This is a genomic window from Pseudomonas sp. S2_H01 (assembly GCF_054668305.1).
Genome location: NZ_CP162756.1, coordinates 6,620,640 through 6,639,516, shown reverse-complemented (window position 1 = coordinate 6,639,516; position 18,877 = coordinate 6,620,640). Strand labels below are relative to the sequence as shown.

At 52.9% G+C, this 18,877-nt stretch carries 13 protein-coding genes; 4 read left to right on the top strand and 9 right to left on the bottom strand.

Annotated features, from left to right (window positions below):
• Nucleotides 1–80 precede the first annotated feature (80 nt).
• Complete coding sequence (locus AB4N84_RS29995; RefSeq protein ID WP_460044626.1) at nt 81–1,133, top strand: NAD(P)-dependent alcohol dehydrogenase; 1,053 nt, start codon at nt 81–83, stop codon at nt 1,131–1,133.
• A gap of 292 nt (nt 1,134–1,425) precedes the next feature.
• On the opposite strand, the gene AB4N84_RS29990 is transcribed toward AB4N84_RS29995, so the two are convergent.
• The 4 genes from AB4N84_RS29990 to AB4N84_RS29975 form a co-directional block, all read right to left on the bottom strand.
• Nucleotides 1,426–1,971 carry a hypothetical protein gene (locus AB4N84_RS29990; RefSeq protein WP_460044625.1) on the bottom strand — a complete coding sequence of 182 codons (546 nt, stop codon included), beginning with the start codon at nt 1,969–1,971 and terminating at the stop codon, nt 1,426–1,428.
• Between the two features lie 84 nt (nt 1,972–2,055).
• The gene (locus AB4N84_RS29985; protein ID WP_460044624.1) at nt 2,056–3,297 is read right to left on the bottom strand and encodes a hypothetical protein; all 1,242 of its coding nucleotides are present in this window, start codon (nt 3,295–3,297) and stop codon (nt 2,056–2,058) included.
• A gap of 308 nt (nt 3,298–3,605) precedes the next feature.
• The gene (locus tag AB4N84_RS29980) at nt 3,606–4,697 is read right to left on the bottom strand and encodes a DUF3800 domain-containing protein (RefSeq protein WP_460044622.1); all 1,092 of its coding nucleotides are present in this window, start codon (nt 4,695–4,697) and stop codon (nt 3,606–3,608) included.
• Nucleotides 4,698–5,083: 386 nt separating this feature from the next.
• Nucleotides 5,084–6,007 carry an SDR family NAD(P)-dependent oxidoreductase gene (locus AB4N84_RS29975; protein ID WP_460044621.1) on the bottom strand — a complete coding sequence of 308 codons (924 nt, stop codon included), beginning with the start codon at nt 6,005–6,007 and terminating at the stop codon, nt 5,084–5,086.
• A gap of 139 nt (nt 6,008–6,146) precedes the next feature.
• On the opposite strand from AB4N84_RS29975, the gene AB4N84_RS29970 reads away from it, so the two are divergent.
• The 3 genes from AB4N84_RS29970 to poxB all read left to right on the top strand — a co-directional run bounded on the left by AB4N84_RS29970 (nt 6,147) and on the right by poxB (nt 9,976).
• Entirely contained in the window at nt 6,147–6,452 is a 306-nt protein-coding gene (locus tag AB4N84_RS29970; protein ID WP_460044620.1) for a hypothetical protein, read from the top strand.
• A gap of 516 nt (nt 6,453–6,968) precedes the next feature.
• Nucleotides 6,969–8,219: an MFS transporter gene (locus AB4N84_RS29965; protein ID WP_460044618.1), complete on the top strand. Its 1,251-nt coding sequence runs from the start codon at nt 6,969–6,971 to the stop codon at nt 8,217–8,219.
• A gap of 35 nt (nt 8,220–8,254) precedes the next feature.
• Nucleotides 8,255–9,976 carry a ubiquinone-dependent pyruvate dehydrogenase gene (gene poxB / locus AB4N84_RS29960; RefSeq protein ID WP_460044617.1) on the top strand — a complete coding sequence of 574 codons (1,722 nt, stop codon included), beginning with the start codon at nt 8,255–8,257 and terminating at the stop codon, nt 9,974–9,976.
• Nucleotides 9,977–10,095: 119 nt separating this feature from the next.
• Here poxB and AB4N84_RS29955 read toward each other — a convergent pair whose 3' ends face one another.
• The 5 genes from AB4N84_RS29955 to AB4N84_RS29935 form a co-directional block, all read right to left on the bottom strand.
• Nucleotides 10,096–10,962: a hypothetical protein gene (locus AB4N84_RS29955; protein ID WP_460044615.1), complete on the bottom strand. Its 867-nt coding sequence runs from the start codon at nt 10,960–10,962 to the stop codon at nt 10,096–10,098.
• Between the two features lie 128 nt (nt 10,963–11,090).
• Nucleotides 11,091–11,792: a hypothetical protein gene (locus AB4N84_RS29950; RefSeq protein ID WP_460044614.1), complete on the bottom strand. Its 702-nt coding sequence runs from the start codon at nt 11,790–11,792 to the stop codon at nt 11,091–11,093.
• A gap of 409 nt (nt 11,793–12,201) precedes the next feature.
• Nucleotides 12,202–14,583 (bottom strand): RNaseH domain-containing protein, encoded by a 2,382-nt coding sequence (locus AB4N84_RS29945; RefSeq protein WP_460044613.1) that lies wholly within the window; start codon nt 14,581–14,583, stop codon nt 12,202–12,204.
• Nucleotides 14,580–17,642 carry an ATP-dependent DNA helicase gene (locus AB4N84_RS29940; RefSeq protein WP_460044611.1) on the bottom strand — a complete coding sequence of 1,021 codons (3,063 nt, stop codon included), beginning with the start codon at nt 17,640–17,642 and terminating at the stop codon, nt 14,580–14,582. The genes AB4N84_RS29945 and AB4N84_RS29940 overlap by 4 nt, the downstream gene beginning before the upstream one ends.
• Complete coding sequence (locus AB4N84_RS29935) at nt 17,626–18,663, bottom strand: restriction endonuclease-related protein (protein WP_460044609.1); 1,038 nt, start codon at nt 18,661–18,663, stop codon at nt 17,626–17,628. Before AB4N84_RS29935 ends, AB4N84_RS29940 begins: the two co-directional genes overlap by 17 nt.
• Nucleotides 18,664–18,877 lie beyond the last annotated feature (214 nt).

The following is an 18,877-nucleotide window of genomic DNA, read 5'->3' as shown; positions in this document are numbered from 1 at the left end:
ACTCGTAGGATCGGTTATCGCTGGCAGGTGCAATTGTTTGGAAAATTAGCGCGTCAAATTTGTTTTCGTTTGAGGTGCCTATGTACACAGCTATTGGATACGCCGCTCAATCCGCCACCGCTCCGTTGGCCCCTATGACCTTTCAGCGTCGTAATCCACGTGCCGACGATGTCGTCATCAAAATTCTGTACAGCGGGGTTTGTCACAGCGATATCCATCAGGCTCGAAACGAATGGGGGATTGCGGTTTATCCGCTGATGCCGGGGCACGAGATCGTGGGCAAGGTCACCGAGGTGGGCACCAGCGTTACCAACCACAAAGTCGGCGACTTGGTCGGTGTGGGTTGCATGGTCGACTCCTGCCGTCATTGCGAAGCCTGTGCGGCGGATCTGGAGCAATACTGCCTGGAAGGCCCGACCCTGACCTACGCTACGCCCGATCGCGTCGACGGCAGCAACACGATGGGTGGCTACTCGAACAGCATTGTGGTCAGTGAGCATTTCGTGGTGCGCATCCCGGAAAAGCTCGACTTAGCGTCCGCTGCACCGATTCTCTGCGCGGGCATCACTACCTACTCACCGCTCAAGCACTACGGTGTTAAAGCGGGTGACAAGGTCGGCGTACTGGGCATGGGCGGCCTGGGCCACATGGGCATCAAGTTCGCCAAGGCCATGGGCGCGGAAGTCACTCTGTTCACCCGTTCCGCCAGCAAGGCCGAGGAAGCCCGCCGTCAGGGCGCCGATCACGTGATCGTGTCTGCCGACGCCGAGCAGATGAAGGCCGCTGCCGGTCACTTCGACTTCCTTCTGGACACCATTCCGGTGCAGCACGACCTGAACCCGTATCTGGAAACCCTGCGCTTTGACGGCGTGCATATTCTGGTGGGCCTCATCGAGCCGATCGACCCAGCCGTGCATGCAGCCAATCTGGTGATGAAGCGCCGAGTGCTGGCAGGCTCGTTGATCGGCGGCATCGCCGAGACTCAGGAAGTGCTGGACTTCTGCGCTGAGCACGATATCAGCTGCGATATCGAGATGCTCGACATTAAGAACATCAACGAGGCCTTCAGTCGAGTGGTTAGTGGCGATGTTAAGTATCGATTCGTGATTGATATGTCTACGCTGGCAGCATGACAAGCAGTTCTAAGACCCGTGCGCTGAACTCGCAGTCGTAGATTGTTTTGTATCTGCTTCGTCCGTGACAAAATATGCGCTTCGCTAGCGAAGCGCTTCAAGCGGCTAAGAGACTGTTAAATTAGCTCATCACCTCTCGCAGTTATTATTCGCGGTTAACAATGCTGTCCTATACGTCCATGACAGGGTATTGTCGGGGGCTGGCGTCGCCATAATGGAGGGGGTCGCCACTCTGAATGCGGGATAGGGCGTTATTAAAAGTTGATAGTGCGAGCCCACATATGTCGATTTTCTACCAATGTGTTGGGTAAGGAAAACCATCACTCCGAAAGTTTTCACCAGTATCCCATGTTGTTTTGGGGGGGGTGGCCCAACGCGCAAGCCATTTTTCTGGGCGATAACTGTAAAAAGCCCAGCCAGGGCCGTCGATGTAACTAAGGTAGGTGTACATGTTTCCGAAAGGAGTTGCCAGAATTGTTTTGAAGTCGGCAATGTCTTTATTGAGCACCTTAATTGCGTCTTTGCATGTCTGGATTCTCCGATTGTAGGCGGAAACTCTATATTCTAGAGTAGAAATAAACCGCTCGCATTGCTCTAGGTCTATATTTTTTAGTTGTTCATTAATATATGTGCTGGCGTCAATGCAATCCTTGAGGGCCTTACTTCGACTTTCACTCCGTTTTATAAGAGAGGTAAGTGCTTTGGCTGCTAAAAGGTGCCTTCTTGATGCTTCCAACTGAAGGGTATGGTACCGAAGGTCTTCTTTGTAGGGGGAAAGAAGTTCTTCAGCTAGCTCCATTGCTTTTTGGACGTCTACATGATTTATTTGTGGAAACATTTCAGATTTTCCAGATTGGTAGGATCAGTAGGCTGAGTTCTTTAGATACTTGCTCGCTAAGTCTTCCCAGCTTAGTCGAAAAGCTTATTCGGTGTGTTCATAACCATAGGTGTCCGAGAAAATGTCTATCGAACTGCCAAGGTAATCACTCGCTAGAATTTTGAAGAACCCAGACTCCTCTTCGTCAGACAGAGCAACGCGAACGAGGTGCGAACTGGATACTGTGGTGGTCGCATTAGGGTGTATCATTGCAATTCTTGGCTTGGCGAGTGACTCGGTTGTACTTGCACGAAACGTATGATATTTACTCAAAGTTCGCTCCATTTCCTGGAGTTGAAACTCATAGAAGCTAGCGTGCCGATCCATCCGTGCTTGTATCTGATTATGGCTTTCCCCGTCCTGCTTTAACCGATTGATTTCTTCTTCATTATTCAAAACGGTGAACATCAACGTGTTAATACGGCCATACATGGCGGTAACTGGCATGTTGCGTCCCGGATTACTCTTGCTCTTCGGATATTCACTGCTATCGTCTCTGACCTTCCAGTAAAAAGAACCTGCACCATAAGCATCATTCGCCCAAGGATATTTCATCTGAAGCTTACGCATCACCCCGGGATATACCGTACTCCAAATGCCACTCACCGCTGGCCCGCGATCCTCGGTAAACAGTGATGTCACATGGATCGCTTCGCATCGTCCCAGACTGACCATCTGGTCTATGCGACGTCGGTGTTCCGGCTTAAGAGACTGGCCTTTGTTATCTACGAACAATAGAAAGAAACATCTGTCTAGACCTTCACATTCAAAGGCATCAAATATTTCGCAGATTGCCCGACCTGAAACTACCGTGTCGACAAAGATGAATTTTTCACTCGGTGCGATTCTTGGATTCACATAAGACGGCCAATGACCTTTTACCAATTTTTCTATAATGCACCGATATGTCTGCAAATGAGGACTTGTCTTATCCCGCCTGATGATTGCGGCTAGCACCTTTGTCCAGAACAACCTGATAGCAGCTGAGGTCTGACACGTTTCATCCGGATCTGCAGAGAACGGTAAAGTCAGTTCCCGATGTATGGGCGACGAAAGCTGCTCATACTTCGCGGCCAACCGGGCATCAAAACCCCCATGGCGCCGTATCTCTAGCTCCCAAAGTGTTTGAGCTAAATCGAGGATTGGATAGGCTCCTCTGCTTGGTATGACGATTGAGTCATACCCATCCAAAAACAGTACCCGATAATGGCTATTGATTTCTCGTGCCGCCTGCGCGTAGCTCTTGAGGTTTTGGTGCGAAAACACGGTTTGCCAAGCTGACGCCATATCGCTGCCTACTCTGATACCCCATCCATATACCTCGAATATAGCGATACGCCATCAATGTGTAAAATTGATACGCGGGCCTGGGCGCAAGCAACCGACCTTTGGAAAGCAGCATAGAACGGCCGCAGTGTTTACCTGGAGCCGGTCACGATACCCATTCCAGAGATCCCAAAACGTGATGGTCGTTTGCTTACAGGTGGCAATCGCGCATGCGAGGCTTTGGGCTTCAGTAGCTCAGTCAAGCTTTGCAATTTCCCGATCTTGAGGGGCGCTGCCCGCCCCGTGGCATTAGCTGATTCGCTGGTTCATTAACGAGGCAGATCTTCGGCTCGGATGATGTAGTGTGCCATGGCATCAGCTGGGTTCTGGCCGTGCTCATTACCTGCTCGACCTAATGACTCTGGGGTTACGTCCAGGCTTGGCCAAATTGAATCTGCAACCAGTTCATCAAGCTTATTCAGTGCGTTGAGCTTGAGGTAAAATTCGTCAGTCCCGTCACTGTAGTGTTTTTTGTTGAGGTAATACGCCAGCGCGCTAGTGATGACATCAGTTGCCTGGACTCCATCAGATTCATGCGATGCGGTAAACCTCAAACTGCGTAGCTTGAGGGGCAGCTCGAAGCTGTTGGGCCCATGACCTATTACCTCGGTTGGCTGCCTAGGATCAGCGACCAGGGCAAAAAAATCGGATTGCTTTTCGACAGGCTCCGAATCGTCGCAGATTGCGTCGAATGCGGCGTACTGCCTTCCCCACATCACGCACAGTGAGAAAAATGCTGGTATGGCCGGGTTGAACGTGCTGTCTTCAATAATCGCCAGTGTTTCCCGGACATTTCGCTGTGTCATCTGCAGTAGCTGCAGTTCGAACTCTGGATTCAGCGTTCCACTGGCAGCAACGGTCTGCATCTGCTCTATATGAGTATAGAAGGCAGCAATGTCGGCCTCTGTCTTGCTCAGGCACATGTCGTAGTACAGCCGAAGGAATTGGTCGAAGAGCTCCTCGCCAACGGCAAGAGGCAGCACGCAGAAAAGCATGTTGCAAAACGCTCGGTTCTGACCATTTTCGTAAAAATTAACGTTCAGGTCGTCTAACAGGTTTTCGAGCAGGTCATCCATTATCTTGGTGAACAGCATAAACCGTTTGTTAAACACCATTGCCTTGAAACGGGCGGGGGATACAAGGGGAGACTGTAGCAATTCGACAATCCGATCTTGCCCTCGACCGGATTTACGAAGCCGCTTGAAGTGAATCTCTGGTGCCTGACGAGACCTCAGTGGGCCTAGTAGTGCCTCACACTCCGCGTGGGTGAAGTCGCAAGACCCCAGGATGAAAATCGGTTGATCCAGATCTCCTAATTGCCTGCCGGTGTTGCCTGATTCGTCGAAGTAAATCGTCGTCATATCCCGCGTATCCATTCAGGTTCATAGGGGCTGGGTCGACTGCTCCCAGGGCTGATGCCAATGCCTATCAATCGTCGAGGGCCGTAGCCCAGCGCTGTCATGACGTCAATTGTGGCTCAGGCTTCTGTTTGCAAATCCGCACACCACATCATGTTCTCTACTCTTTTTTCTGCTTACATCCCGCACGGTTTGCTCCTCAATATCCCAACTGCCAAGCGCCCTCGGCCGGGCTACAGACGCTGGCATCCCATGCGTGACCCGCTATGCATTTATCTCAGCGAGGAGAAGATGGGCCTCTACGCTAACAGCACATGGCTCGGTACAGCGCCCCGTGCCGTAGCGTCGAGCTCATTCAGCGTTTCGCTTGCCAGTGCAGGCGCTGAGAATCAATGCAGCCCATACCGACTTGCAGGCACTCCAGTCTGTGAGGCACTGAAAAGTGCCTGACCTGCGGCTTGGAGCTTATCGAAGAGATTTTTGTCCTCGACTGACGTCATGGTTACCTTTTCCCTCAAATCTAGACCCGCTAGGGCTGCATCAACGCAGTGCTCAGGCGTCATGATGGAGGCAGGGTCTAGGTTTGAAAGCGGGAAGCCTGAGTTTTCCCAGATGTCTGTCGAGGTCGACGCAGGCATTACAAGCTGCACAAATACGTTGGTGTTCTCCACTTCACTTTGCAGACCTAAAGTGAAGTTCATAACGTATGCCTTGGTAGCACTGTAGATTGCGCTGATGGGAAGGGTGAATGCACCAAGCACGGATCCGATATTGATCAGCGTTCCTTGGTTGCGCTCTTTGAATTTCCTCAGAGCCACCTGACTGAGTACCGTAAGCGCCATCACATTCACGCCCATCATTGCCTCACGTTGTTCCTGGGTCGTGTCACCCACAAACGCAAGCTTTGATGCGCCTGCATTGTTGACCAATAACGTAATGCGCGAGTCGTGCTCGACCTCTGTTGAAACCCGCTGCAGATCTTCGCGATCGGATAGATCGGCACTTACCGTTTTCACCTGAACATCATATTTCGCCCGCAGCACAGCGGCCACTTCTTCGAGTTTGTTAGCTCGACGAGCAATCAGCATCAGGTCATAGCCCCGCTCGGCGAGTCTGTGTGCATAAATTTCGCCTAGGCCGCCTGAAGCGCCTGTGACGACCGCCGTCCCCAGCACACCGCCCTTACCTTGGATTTGTCCGCCAGCACTCATAAACGTCTCCGAAGCTTTGAAAGGAACAACCTCGGCGTAGCGCCTCAGTTGGTTTGGTGACATGAAGCACACAAGAAACCGTCGGCCGTGCATATCGGTCATGTTGCTTCAAAAAATGAAGGATGTTATCTATGCCGATGGGTGTCAAGGGGCGGAATGAGGGTTTAGAAGCCTTCATGGCGCTCCTTGCACTAGGAAAATAAGACAACGCCCGCTTGGGGCCACGACGAGATACAAGCCAATGCCACAGATTGATAAAGAAGAATTGCAGTACAAATACAGCTGGACGACAACGATGGGGGATAACCCTCACCTGATCCACGAGGATGCAAAGCATCTCAGTCGAAACGAAGGCTATGAGATGCTCAGTTACCTGAACAACCTAGGCTGGTCGGGTGACGAAACCACGCTTGTCTATGGGAGTGGGAGTGACATGCCGAAAAACGATCGCTTGCGTGCGGAGCGGATGATCAAGATGCATTTTCACTCCACGTCTCCGGGTCGTGGCACCGTTACTGAGTGGCTTAACGCTCATTGGGTACATTAAAAAGGTCGTTCTAAGCCTTAGCTGAGCTCTAAACTGCATAAGGCATGATCGCGAGTTCACTCGGGATCCTGCCTCCTGCGCGATCGCCTTACAGGCGACCGTGGTCTGGCAATGGACGCGACGGCAGCGTCATCTCAACCTCTCCCATGTTTTTTCAAGGCCAGGTTTCTTTCGCTCCGGCCTCTCTGCTCAAGCACTCTTGAACAAAGTATCGCGATCAAGAACTGCTACTAACCTCCATCAGTCCGTCAAGTCTCTCAGCAACGAGCCTGATAATCAGAGGAGTTTGTTCGCCTCGTCCACCATTGAGCGTGACTGATTAATACGTTCGGATAGTATTTATATCCCTAAGCACAATTTTCATTGGCTTTTGGATGATAGGACTCGCACGGCGTTCTTGATAGTTTGGGTGCTGTTTTGCTTTTTCGCAAACTCTATGGGTTTTCTCATTTGAACGGCCTGATCGAGAATGCAGACCGTCTTAATCTATTGCGATAGTCAAGCGGGAGCGACTTGGTGGCGAATATACAACTATTTGATGTTAAGCCGAAAATCGCACATACCGCGCTTTTTATGTTCGTCTTGTGTGGTTTGTTTCATTTCAGTCAGTACGCAGCCAGGTCTGCGCCTGGAGTGATGCTTCCAGAGCTCGGTATGAATTTGGGTATCACGACTGCATCCCTTGGAGCCCTGATCGGCAGTTATTACTACACCTACTCCTTGACTAGCGTGGTAGCGGGCGGGGTGCTGGATAAATTCGGCGCCCGCGCTCCCATTGCTATAGGGATGGTCGTGATGGCGATCGGCTGTGTGCTGTTCACGAACAACCACTACGGCGTCGCGCTTTTCGGCAGGCTTTTACAGGGGGGCGGAGCTGCGCTGGCGTTCACTGGCGCTGTGTACATTGCCACAAAAAGCTTCCCGCCAGAACGGCTCGCTTCAGCCATTGGCATCGTCCAGGCGTTCGGTATGTTCGGTGGATCTGCAGGGCAGTACGCGGTTGCCCAATCTGTTCATCAGTTTGCCTTGCCATGGGCGTACATCTGGTTTGGTCTTGGTGCCTTGGTGTTTGTACTCGCGATAGCAATGCTCTTGCAACGTGCTCTTCCTTTGCACCCAAATCTTGATAGTCAGTCCGCAAAAAAAAGTGCGCTCGATGGTTATCGAGTTGTTTTCTCAAACCCTCAATCTTGGCTCTGCGGCTTTTGCGCCGGCTTTTTATTCATTCCTACAACCGTGGGAGACATGATCTGGCGAGTCGCGTTTTTTACCGAGGGCCTGGGCATCTCCTACGAGGATGCCGTCCGAAGTGCAGCGCTCGTTCTGTTCGGCTGGGTGATCGGTTGCCCCTTACTGGGTTGGATTTCTGACCGTCTCAAGCGACGCAAACCAGTTGTGATCGGTGGCGCGTTCGCGTTGCTGCTTTCTGAAACGGTGATTGTGTACGGGCCATCGACGGTCGTAGACAGCATAGGGCTGAGCCTCTTCTACGGGATCGTCTCGGGCGCAGCGATGATCCCTTACACCATGATCAAAGAAGCCAACCCACCAATGGTGGCAGGAACGGCTACCGGCATCATGAACCTGCTTGTTTTCGCGACCAGTGCGTTGGTCGCACCTATCGCCAGTGCGCTTTATTCCCACGCGGGCCATACCGACGGGATGGAGGTACTCCAATTTCGCGGCATTGGTTTCTTGATGATCGGCTGTGCAGCAAGCGCAATCGTTCTCGCGTTTTTTCTCAAAGAAAAGCCTGCTCAGCGCTGACGCTTTTCGCATCACTACGTGTAGGAGTTGATCAGATGACCAGAACAGTGTCGGATTTTGTGGTTGAGGCTTTGCGAGGCGCTGGTGTGAAGCGCGTTTATGGCGTGGTTGGAGATTCGCTCAATGGTTTTACCGATGCACTGCGCCGAGATGAATCCATCGACTGGATTCATATGCGTAACGAAGAGGCCGCTGCATTCGCGGCAGGCGCTGAAGCGCACATCACCGGTCAACTGACTGTCTGCGCCGGCAGCTGTGGCCCTGGAAATCTTCATCTGATCAACGGGCTTTACGATGCCCACCGCAGCCGCGTTCCTGTTGTGGCCATTGCTGCTCATATACCCAGCACCGAAATCGGGATCGACTACTTCCAAACCACCCACCCGGAAGTGCTCTTCAAAGAATGCAGCCACTACGTGGAGCTCGTCTCGCGTCCTGACCAACTTCCGCAGGTGCTAGAACGCGCCATGCGGGCGGCCATATCGAAGAAAGGCGTTGCTGTGGTGGTACTTCCGGGCGACATCGCGTTGCAGCCTTTATCCAAAGCCGTACCCCGTTGGCTCGTGCCGAGAGAGCCGGTTATTCGCCCGCCCCGAGACCAGCTTGAACAACTCGCGCTGTTGTTAAACGAAGGTGGGAAAATCACCCTGCTGTGTGGGGCAGGCTGCGTGGGTGCACACGATGAGATTCTGGATCTTGCTCAAACGTTGAAAGCTCCGATCGTGCATGCACTTCGTGGCAAAGAATTCATCGAGTATGACAACCCTTACGATGTGGGGATGACTGGGCTGATCGGGTTCTCCTCAGGGTATGCCGCGATGAAGGAGTGCGACACGCTGCTCATGCTGGGTACCGATTTTCCATACCGTCAGTTCTACCCCTCGGATGCCCGCATTTTTCAGATTGACGTGCGCGCGGAAGCGCTTGGGAATCGGTGCAGCCTGGAGATGGGTTTGGTTGGCCAGGTGAAACCCACATTGCATGCGCTGCTACCTCTGCTTGATGAGCACAATGACCGCACCCACCTTGATGCTGCGCTGGAGCATTACAAGGAGACGCGTGCAGACCTTGATGCACTTGCTGAAGGGGGCTCTGATGGCGCGATGATCCACCCGCAGTTTGTGACTCGCATGGTCAGCGAGTTGGCGTCTGAAGATGCCATCTTTACCTGTGATGTGGGTACTCCAACCGCTTGGGCCGCGCGCTATTTGAAAATGAACGGCAAACGTCGCCTCATCGGTTCGTTCAATCATGGCTCCATGGCCAATGCGATGCTGCAGGCTATTGGCGCGCAGAGCGCTTTTCCAGGTCGCCAGGTCATCTCGCTTTCCGGTGATGGCGGTTTCGCGATGATGATGGGCGACGTACTAACGCTCACTCAGCAGAAACTGCCTATCAAAATCGTCGTGTTGAATAACGGCACATTGGGGTTTGTGGAGATGGAGATGAAGGCACACGGTTTTCTGGACGTTGGCTGTGAGCTGCAGAACCCCAATTTCGCTGCGATGGCTCAGGCTATTGGAATCAAGGGCATCCGGGTTGAGAAATCCGGAGATCTGGCCGGCGCATTAAAGGAGGCATTCAGTCACCCAGGGCCAGTGATAGTTGACGTCGTGAGCGAGCGCCAGGAACTGATCATGCCGCCCAAGACTTCATTTGCCGAGGCGCAAGGTTTTGGGTTCTTCATGTTAAAAGCGGTGCTTGATGGGCGGGCAAAGCAGCTCATCGACCTCGCCAAAGTGAATTTGGTGCGTTGAGCCGTTAGGTTCCACCGAGCCAGCACTCAACTGTCTGGTTCGACGCCCCATCATCATATCGCCGCGCATGATCCGTATTGAGCCCTCCATGGACAAGCGATTTTTACTGTAAGTTGTTACTAAGCACCTTCGTTGAAATTGATCACAACCATTTCTCTCGGGATTTTAGCGAAAGAGCAGAGTTCAGATAAAATGCTGTATGTGAAGCGAGCGGCAAGTCCCTCTATCATAAACTGTTCACCAGGTTCAAGCTCGTAGGGCAGCATGAGCGAATATGATGTGCTGTGCATAATTGAGCTCGTATAGTCATAAAGAAAGTCATGCATCCTGCCGAGCCCTACGATTGCTGCTTTATCTTTCCATGAGCGTTTATCTGTGAGTTCCTTGTCCACCCGGCTTGTCTGTCCCTTGAAGTCGAAGAGTGCAACTGCCTCTGGGTCTTGAATTAGTTCTTTTTTTAGTAAGCTCCATTCATCTTCAATCTCTTTTTCGCGGATGCTATGACTCAAGAGGTACTGATCTATGTAGTGGCTAAGCATTCCAGTCCCAAACGACTCAGCGGCATCTAGAAAAACAGAAATTTCATTATTTAACTCTTCATACAAATCGTCTGTCCGCTGTTTGTTAATGGCAAAATTTTCACTAATGTCAAATTGTCTATTTATGTCAAGCTCTGCTTTCGCTAGGGTTTTTAGCCGAGCCAAGTCAGAGCGTGCTTGAACTCCGAGGCTTTTAGATTTTTCGAGTTGATGCCTGTATATCGAGAAACGTATTTTGAATTTGTAGTTTGCTTCTAGGTTAAGTAAGCGAGTGCTGATGCATGTCTCAAAAATGAATCTCAGATTTGTAATTAATGCCAAGGTGGAATTTTTCTGAGTACCGACCTCTCGCAGGCAGCGTTCAACCGCATCTGTGATGTGGATGGTGAGGTCTTGGATAATGGAGTCCGTGGTGAATACGCCATTGAGTGCTCGAATTTGGGCCATCAGTTCGTTGTTATGCTTCGAGACCCTAGCAACCCTTGATTTCGTGTACTTAGCAAGTCCAGTTTCGTAGTTTATCACAGTGTCGAGCGCTCAATTTGAGGTGGGGGCGAGGTGGTTGGTCGGAGAATTTAAAACGCAATATCCGTCCTTAGATTGTTTACTAAATCTTCGTCTGAGATATCTGAGTACGCAAAATCTCCAGCGAGGAAGAAACGAATTAGCGGAATATATTCGGGGTCGTCACGCGTTACGACTTGCTTAAAAGACACCTTTCCTTTTATTTCTCCAGAAATATCAAAGCGTTCGGCTTCGCCTATCATTTCGAAAACTACGTAATTCGGGCCCCAATTTACCCAAGTTTTGAGTTTTGGTGTTGGGTCGTATATTGCACATTGGAATATAGTTTGACGAAACACTCTATGGGTGAGCTCAACAAACAATAATGCTGTATCTACTGCCAGCTCAGCCTGCTCGCGGGTAGGATTTGTAAAGTCATGCTCGATCGAATTTCTTAATTTATTGATTTTTTCGAGAATGCGCGGTGCGACTAGTCCTATTTTGCGTATAGAAGACAGCCGTGATGGGAATCCTCCATTAGCGCGGAGTCCTAATGTTTTGAGTACGGCCTCAACTTGGCAGTCAATAGCTCTTTTGGCATTAGAGACAGCCTCGCGGTTACCTCCCAATGTAAGCCTCGACAGTGACTCTTCTGCTTCGGCCAGGTAGCTGTGAGGCGTGACTTCAAACGGGAATTGAAAGTCACGGAAGGCACCACGTGAAAACTCTGTCAGCAATGGTTGAAAGTCGTGAAGGAAACGTTGCAAATTCATGCTGCTCTGCCTTTCTAAGATGCTTCCGACGTGCGATGCCGGATACTAAAATTTATCGTGCATCATGGTACTCCCCCCGCGCTGTGCTTAGCTACCGCGCATAGGCCGGCCGTTGCCTTGGGAAGATATCTGCGTAGTTCTCGTCGGTGAAGGTTACCAAACTCGCTGCGTTTGACTGGTTCCACGGGAACACGCGGTAAAAAACCCTAGGCCAGGTAACCTAAAGTGAACAACCGTGCAAAAATTTGTGATAGGCCAACAAGGGAGTTTGTAAACATTTAATTTAGTTCTCAAGATGCATAATTTCTCAGAAGTTTTGATCATAAATTGTGCTGTCTTTATAAACTTACCAGGGGCACATGGATCACCCATCTCCATTAACGTGGTTGATTCAGCTGCGCCCCCGTTGTCAGTTAACGATTACCGTGTCCGCCCGCCTTTCAGCACTGGCCGCCTGCCTGTTCGCATCACTCTTACGGCGCATTTCCATGATTGGATGGTCATTGGCAATCTGTGCGCCCAGGTGCATTGGGCTGGGCAGTTTCAAATGCCCATCCCACATCGGAGCGTTGCGACAAAGCAATGCGACCTGCTCGGCTACCTGAGTTGCGGTCGCAAAATGTCCCGGCTCGATGACGGTAATTTCGGTGACGCTCAGTTGTTGCCATGGATCTTTCAGATCCCGTCCGCTTACGTCATACCGGGTGTGCTTGCGAAAGGAAATCGTCGCGTTGTAGAGCTTCGACGGACTGACGAAGTAGTAGACACGGTCGCTTCGCAGGGACTGGAAAACACCTATCCGTTGCCCTACGAAAGCGGGCTTGTCGGGTGATACGGTATGGTCGCCGCTGATTTGTGCGATGTCTTCATCCACCCGGATCCTGATCACCGCTGCCCGAGGTGAGACAGGAGGCAGACCTTGTCCCGGACTGTCTTTCAATGACCCATAGAACGTTCTGAGCCCGCTATCCAGACACAGGATCAGAGGAGCGTTCGCCTTGGTAGTAGGCACCAGAAGCGATTGGGTGATCAGGTCTTTTACCGAGTCCTGATCAAGTAACGTACGTCGGGCATGGATAGCGGCTACGCCATCGGTGAACTCATACCACTTTCCGTTCTGCACTTGATCTGACTCGAACCAGAAAATCTGTGCATGTGGGGTACCAACCACTGCGCGGGTGATGACCGGGAGGTAGATGGATTTCCCCTTGTTGGTGATTCGATCGAGGCGAACGGATAGCACTGTGGTCTCTGCAGGGATCGCGGAGGATTTCATGAATGCAGACGGGAAGTAGCCACTGAGTCTTAGCACCTCTGTCACGGCGTTCAGCGCCTTGAAATCCCTTTTGTCCTTTTTCGACTCTGGACTGTCGCCGATCGTCGCAAGCATCGGGTCATGCATGATGAACTGCGTTGCCACGCCATGCTCGGCAAGCACGCGCCGAATGAAGTGCTTGGGATCCTGATCTCCTTCGCGGGCAGCTGCTTCGATGCTCGTCTCCACGACCGCCACTTTAGACTCTTGCTTGCGTATTTGCGGCAACACCGACTCAACCAACCACTGCTTGAGCTCTACGAGGGTGGCGTTACCCTCTAGCATGCGGCCGGCATCAGCAAGGTCAAGCCTCGACAGATTGATCTGCGGAGGGGAGACCTGTTTGAAGTAGGGCATAGCTGCGCCCAGGGTTTCGCTGGCTTTCAGCAGACGGAGCATTACTTCCGCATGCGCAGCGATGACGACGGCCTGGACAGTAATTGATGGTGCGATGGGGATGGATTTGGTCTTCGCCAAGCTGGAAACGGCTTTTCGTGCGAGCAACGCTCGCGTTCCGTTGATGGTTGAAAGCAAATGGAAACAGGCCTGATCCAGAAATAGCGGGCCGGGGCCCGAACCGATCATAGGCGTCGATGGGGGAGTGGCGTAGATAGGTCTGACAGGGCTGTCGACAGGGATGGCCCCGTCGGTTAAATCCGGAAGGGGAGCGTGCCCCAAAAACGCCAGGAGTTTATTCGTTGGGAACTCGTATTGAGTCTTCCATCCCGAATCGCTCATCCGGCTCTTAACGCCGGCCCGAAGAATGACGTTCTCTGTCTGCACCCATGCGTGCTTTTTACGACCCACCCAGCTCGGCATCACCTGACTGAGTTGTACCTTCAACTGAATAAACGGCTCATCGCAGTCTCGAAGAAGTTTGAGCTCAGGTTCAATGAGGTGAAGTGCACTCGCGTACCTCACATCATTCTTGGCAACGATAGGATCGTCCCATGCCAACAGCGTATTGCTTGAGCTCTGGTGCAGGGCAATGGGCTTGGATGATTGAAGCGGTTTCTGCGACATGGCCTGACCCACCAGCCATGGAATCGCACCATAAGCCAATGGCGAGACAAATCCGGGCTTGATGAGATCACCGGCCGCGAGAGGGATGACGTCTATAACAGCCAGCTTGCTGTCCAAGCCGTCTATGAACTCCCCCCAGATATTCATGACTTCAAGTGACCACAGGTGAAGTGTTTGATTGATCTGGTCAACGGACATTGGTTTGAGCATCAGAATCGCCGAGGCGCCGCCATCCCGATAAGGGTTTGCGCTCACACTCACCGGCCCGCCGGAGTACACCGCCAGCAGCTCGTTCAGCGCATGAGTAGGGAGGCCTGGGTGATGCTTTCTTCCCAAGTTCTGCAGCACTTGCCATGCAGCCAGGTAGTGTTCGCCGACCTGGACTCTGTAGACGTGGCCGAGCTGGGTTGGATCAAAGCTGAATTGGCTGGTACGCAGGTCGAGATGTTTCATCGGCTCTCCGGTACTGAATGGATGATGTACTGCTCAATCGCCGAGGCGACGCCATTGTGATGGTGAGCGAACTGCTGCCATTGCCCTTCTTCCTTGAGGCACCGAACGCTGTCTGAAAGAAGCTTGGCCCAGGTCATTCGGCCTGTAACGAATGCCGCATCCGCGAAGTAGCAGGTCACAGGTGTACCGCCCCGGCGGCCCCGTCCAATCAATTGCGTCAGCACAACCAGAATGTTCATGACCGTGTAATGCCTGATGTCTTTGGGTTGCTGGCTGAATGCAGGAGGCGCACTGCGAATGCTGTTGAGCAGTGAGTTCGCCAGTCCCCGCTCCACGCGCAAAATCTCCCCGAGATCTTCTCGGGGCTGAATGGTGTTCATCGTCTGGTAGCAGATGTGCGCAAGGTTGTCTTCAGGACTGTCAGATGAGGGCAGAGGCCGCACGCACAATACGACGCCACCAATAGCGGAAAGACCATCTACGTTTACTACGTTGTGGCCACGCGACATTGGGTGAAGAGCGCTGACGAGTATCTTTTTATCGCGGTGTTTGCCCGTGATGAATTGGGTGAGGTCATCGTAAATGAGCGCGTGCTCAGGGCTAAGCAGCGTCGGCTTGTGTTCGCTGGAGCGGCCGCGTACCCACCCAACGATGGGCTCTTGAGCAAGATTGGCCAGCGTCACCGCAAGCAGCTCGGCGTCAGCATCACTGGTTGCAACCAACAATAGCCTGGCCCGGTTTTGGGTTTCGGGATCGCCAGCCAGGATTTCCAGGCGGCGCATCAACCAAGGCCAAATCTCTACTGCGAGCTTCTTGATCCTGTCTTTGCGTTCAAAGAAAGGTGCGCCCGAAACAACGGTAGTCAGGCCTACGTTTTCAAACGTCACCTGACCCGTCGCATCAGGAACATCGATGAAGTCGCGGGCCTTGAGATCGAACGCACTGGCGCCCGGAAAATACGCGGTGGCCGAAAACCCCATGGACATGCGCTTTACTCCCGCATACCCCAATGCCACCAGATCAGGCATCGCGAGGAGAGTCCCGTGAGGATCGCCGCGCATAGCAACCACGTTGAGTGAGGATTCGGTCTCGCTGGTCTGAATGCGTTTGAAACCAAAGACCGTGCGATGGAGCGGGCCGATCGGGCTGAACGAAAGCGGCTCACGTCCTTTGAGATCACTCTGGACTTCGTGGGCATATGGCACCTGAGCGCCGGCAAACAGTGGAAGCTCGATCTGCAGGTTGCGCAATGCGACCTCAATCAGGCTGAGTGTCCCTCTCAAAATCAGAGACGCTTTCAGGCGCACCTGGTCGAGATTGTTGAGCTTGCGAGGCAGGTGGTCGCTGTCAGACAGGTGCTTGATCAGGCGGCTCAGCTCTGCTGCCATGAGCTCCGGGCGATTGGAAGGATCGTTGATCCGCCAGAACGCGAGGTTGGTGCGTAAGGATCTGAGGTGTTCCGGGACGTCATCGGAGCCATTGTAGAGGCGATCCAGTGTGGCGATGCCGATGCCTAGTTTCGCCATGATGAAAGCGTCGTCAGCCTGAGGCCAGGTTGTCTCTTTCTTTGGCCACTCGAAATGTCTGCGCTGCTGCAAGTTCATCAACTGATCAACGCTGACCGAACAGTACGTCAACGCCCACCTGATTCGGATCAGACTTCCTTGGTCGATGCCTGGAATTTTTGCGCGGTTACTGACGGTACGCATCAACTGAATGAGAGAGCTTTGCTCTTGAATATTGCCGAGCTCAAGCTTGACCGTGCTGCTATCGATGGCAGTCTTGAGCAAGCCGTCAATTTCATCGACTAAAAAGATGGGTGCGGCTCTGAGCAGCAACTCGATAAGACTGCGGGGGCCTTGGAATTGATCGGAATCCGCCAGCGGAATCCGCGTGCTGCCCGACAACAATGCATGGTGGTTGACGACAATGATGTCGGCCTCCATGGCTTCTGAAAGCACGCGTGTGCGACCACATTTGAAGAGAAAAGGGCAATGAGCAAGACGTTTGGTGGTGTCTGGCTTGCCAGCTTTCTGACTGACTAGGTGCAGATGAAAGCAAGGTTCCTTGTCTGCGGGCATGGCCTCCAGATCATCTGCGAAGGCATTGAGCAGGCACGCATAATCGTACGGGTGATGTTCGCTGTGTTGAGCGAAGTGGACAGCCGCTCGCTCGTGTATGCGTGACAAGGAGTGCAGTGGAGCGACTTTGAGGTGTTCTGCGACGACGGCTGCGGACTGCTTGAGTGCGCTAACCGTGTTCTCCACCTCCACCAGGCTTGGGACAGCAATAACAACCTTGTGGCCACGCTGGGCTGCGTCCAAAGCCATCATGACCATCGCGACTGACTTGCCAGCACCGGTAGGTGCGTTGACTCGGTAGAACTCTCCAGCGCTCGCAGAGCGCCGTGTAGCATCACCCCAGATATTGTTAAGGGACGCCACATGTTGTTGATGGAGTCGCGTGGTTTGGTCAAGTCGCTGAGCGATGGAAAGAAGCGCGTCCTTATCCCAGCTGATGTCATTGACCGCGCTGGCCGGTCGCAGATCCAGATGTTGGTTGGGCGTGGGAATGACAGATCGCTCAGCGTGGGGTATTACAAAAATCCGGGTTTGCTCGGCGGAAATATGCTTGAGCACAACGTCGCCTGAGGCAGGAAGAGCTACTGGCTTGGGGGGCTGATGCCAGCCCTTGAGCGCCTCGATGTTTTCCCGGACGACCTGATCCATATCCAGGCCTGGTTTGATCCGGTATCGGTCAGCCTCAAGCAGCCTTCCACCCTGTTGCTCCGGCGCCGATAATTCGAAAGGGCAGAATTCGTCCTGAAAAACCAAGTCTGCACTTTCCAGGAAGCGACCCGGCTGAGCCAGCGGAGGCGGGCGTAGCCTGAGCCCCACGGCGATGGTGGCTTGTTCTGTCTCGCTCAGAGAGCTCCACCGAGTCCATTTGTGTGTTCTGCCAGCGATGAGAGCCGCCGCATCAGCCAGGCTTGGAGCGCGAGAGTGACGTGCCGCCAGGGCCAAAAAAAGTGACGTTGCGATATCAGAAAGGCTTCGCATGTTTTTTCAGCTCCTTGCTGCAATCGCTTTGGGTGAAAACCTCGATACCAGGTGGGCAGTGCTCACGCAGCGAAGGCACATGCGATTTCTGGTAGTCGGGTACCACGATCCAGCGAGGTGTCTTGCTCGGTAGCTGGGCAATGTGTCGTGAGAGCGCTTGGGTTGAAATCCATACCTTGGCGTCCAGCTCCAGCGTTTTGTCTGGCAGGCGGATCGCAAGATCGGATCGGTCAACATCAGGCCACAACGTCACATCGAACCCATCCGTCGCGAGCTGAGTCGCCAGGCGAAGTTCAAGCAGGCCCGGGATCAGGGTAAATTTCCACAACGCGCTCTTGAGCATCAGTCGTTCCCCGACGGGTTCGCCCCTGAGCTCTTCGCCGGTCACACGGTTGATCAATTTTTTCCCGTCTCTCGTAAACAGACTCTGATGCTCACGGCACCATGCTGAGTCGCATTGAACCTCGCTTCTGCGCAGACTCATGGGCCACTGACATTCAGGGCAGCGGAAGATGTGCCCGTCGTCGCGCACCGCTTGAGGAATAGCCTCGTAGAAGTCTTTTATCTCCAGCCCCAGGGGGATGAAGACGACGGCAGCTTCGTAGGGGAGGACAACGGCGTGCTCGATGAGGAAGCGTCTGAATCGTCTGTAATGCAGGTCACCATCCTTGCGAAAGCGGCAAAGGTCTCTCACCTCTTTCACTCTCAACTGGATGCTCTCCCAAATCTGTTTTGCGTCGAGCTCCAGCAGTAATTCGTTGCAGGTGTGGGTGGGCAGATTTCCGGAGAGAAGGGCCCCGTTGTAGTCGACCCTTACGATCTCGGGGAGCCATTGCTCAAGCGGCACAGACAGCATTCGTTCCAGCTCGCTGGCGGTCAGCAATGGACTATCAGGCACGAATCGCCAGAGATGGGCTTGTGCCTCACGGAGGAAGAGAAGGGCTTGGGTGCGGTTTGTCTCGACCAGATGGGCCGCTTTTGCCAATAGTCCAAGAAGGTGCTCGGAACGTTGAACATCCATGGCTACGCCCGCTTCGCTGCTGATTTTGTGGTTTGCTGCAGGAAGGATAGCGTGCGCGAAGAAGTGCAGGATCCAATCTGCTGCGACCTGAATTTATACGCTGTGATGTCGCGTCGCTACTATCCTTGAGGATGAGTTGACCCAGGCGGCGAACGGGGTTTTGCTGCCGGGTGAGCAAAGCACGTCATGTCGTGATGCTAAGAGTGTCTTTGGC

Excerpts from the sequence above, each read along its gene's own strand:
- AB4N84_RS29980 (WP_460044622.1), bottom strand. The coding sequence starts at position 4,697 with ATGACGACGATTTACTTCGACGAATCAGGCAACACCGGCAGGCAATTA.
- poxB (WP_460044617.1), top strand. The coding sequence starts at position 8,255 with ATGACCAGAACAGTGTCGGATTTTGTGGTTGAGGCTTTGCGAGGCGCT.
- AB4N84_RS29990 (WP_460044625.1), bottom strand. The coding sequence starts at position 1,971 with ATGTTTCCACAAATAAATCATGTAGACGTCCAAAAAGCAATGGAGCTA.
- AB4N84_RS29970 (WP_460044620.1), top strand. The coding sequence starts at position 6,147 with ATGCCACAGATTGATAAAGAAGAATTGCAGTACAAATACAGCTGGACG.
- AB4N84_RS29950 (WP_460044614.1), bottom strand. The coding sequence starts at position 11,792 with ATGAATTTGCAACGTTTCCTTCACGACTTTCAACCATTGCTGACAGAG.
- AB4N84_RS29995 (WP_460044626.1), top strand. The coding sequence starts at position 81 with ATGTACACAGCTATTGGATACGCCGCTCAATCCGCCACCGCTCCGTTG.
- AB4N84_RS29945 (WP_460044613.1), bottom strand. The coding sequence starts at position 14,583 with ATGAAACATCTCGACCTGCGTACCAGCCAATTCAGCTTTGATCCAACC.
- AB4N84_RS29985 (WP_460044624.1), bottom strand. The coding sequence starts at position 3,297 with ATGGCGTCAGCTTGGCAAACCGTGTTTTCGCACCAAAACCTCAAGAGC.
- AB4N84_RS29955 (WP_460044615.1), bottom strand. The coding sequence starts at position 10,962 with ATGGCCCAAATTCGAGCACTCAATGGCGTATTCACCACGGACTCCATT.
- AB4N84_RS29935 (WP_460044609.1), bottom strand. The coding sequence starts at position 18,663 with ATGGATGTTCAACGTTCCGAGCACCTTCTTGGACTATTGGCAAAAGCG.
- AB4N84_RS29975 (WP_460044621.1), bottom strand. The coding sequence starts at position 6,007 with ATGACCGATATGCACGGCCGACGGTTTCTTGTGTGCTTCATGTCACCA.
- AB4N84_RS29940 (WP_460044611.1), bottom strand. The coding sequence starts at position 17,642 with ATGCGAAGCCTTTCTGATATCGCAACGTCACTTTTTTTGGCCCTGGCG.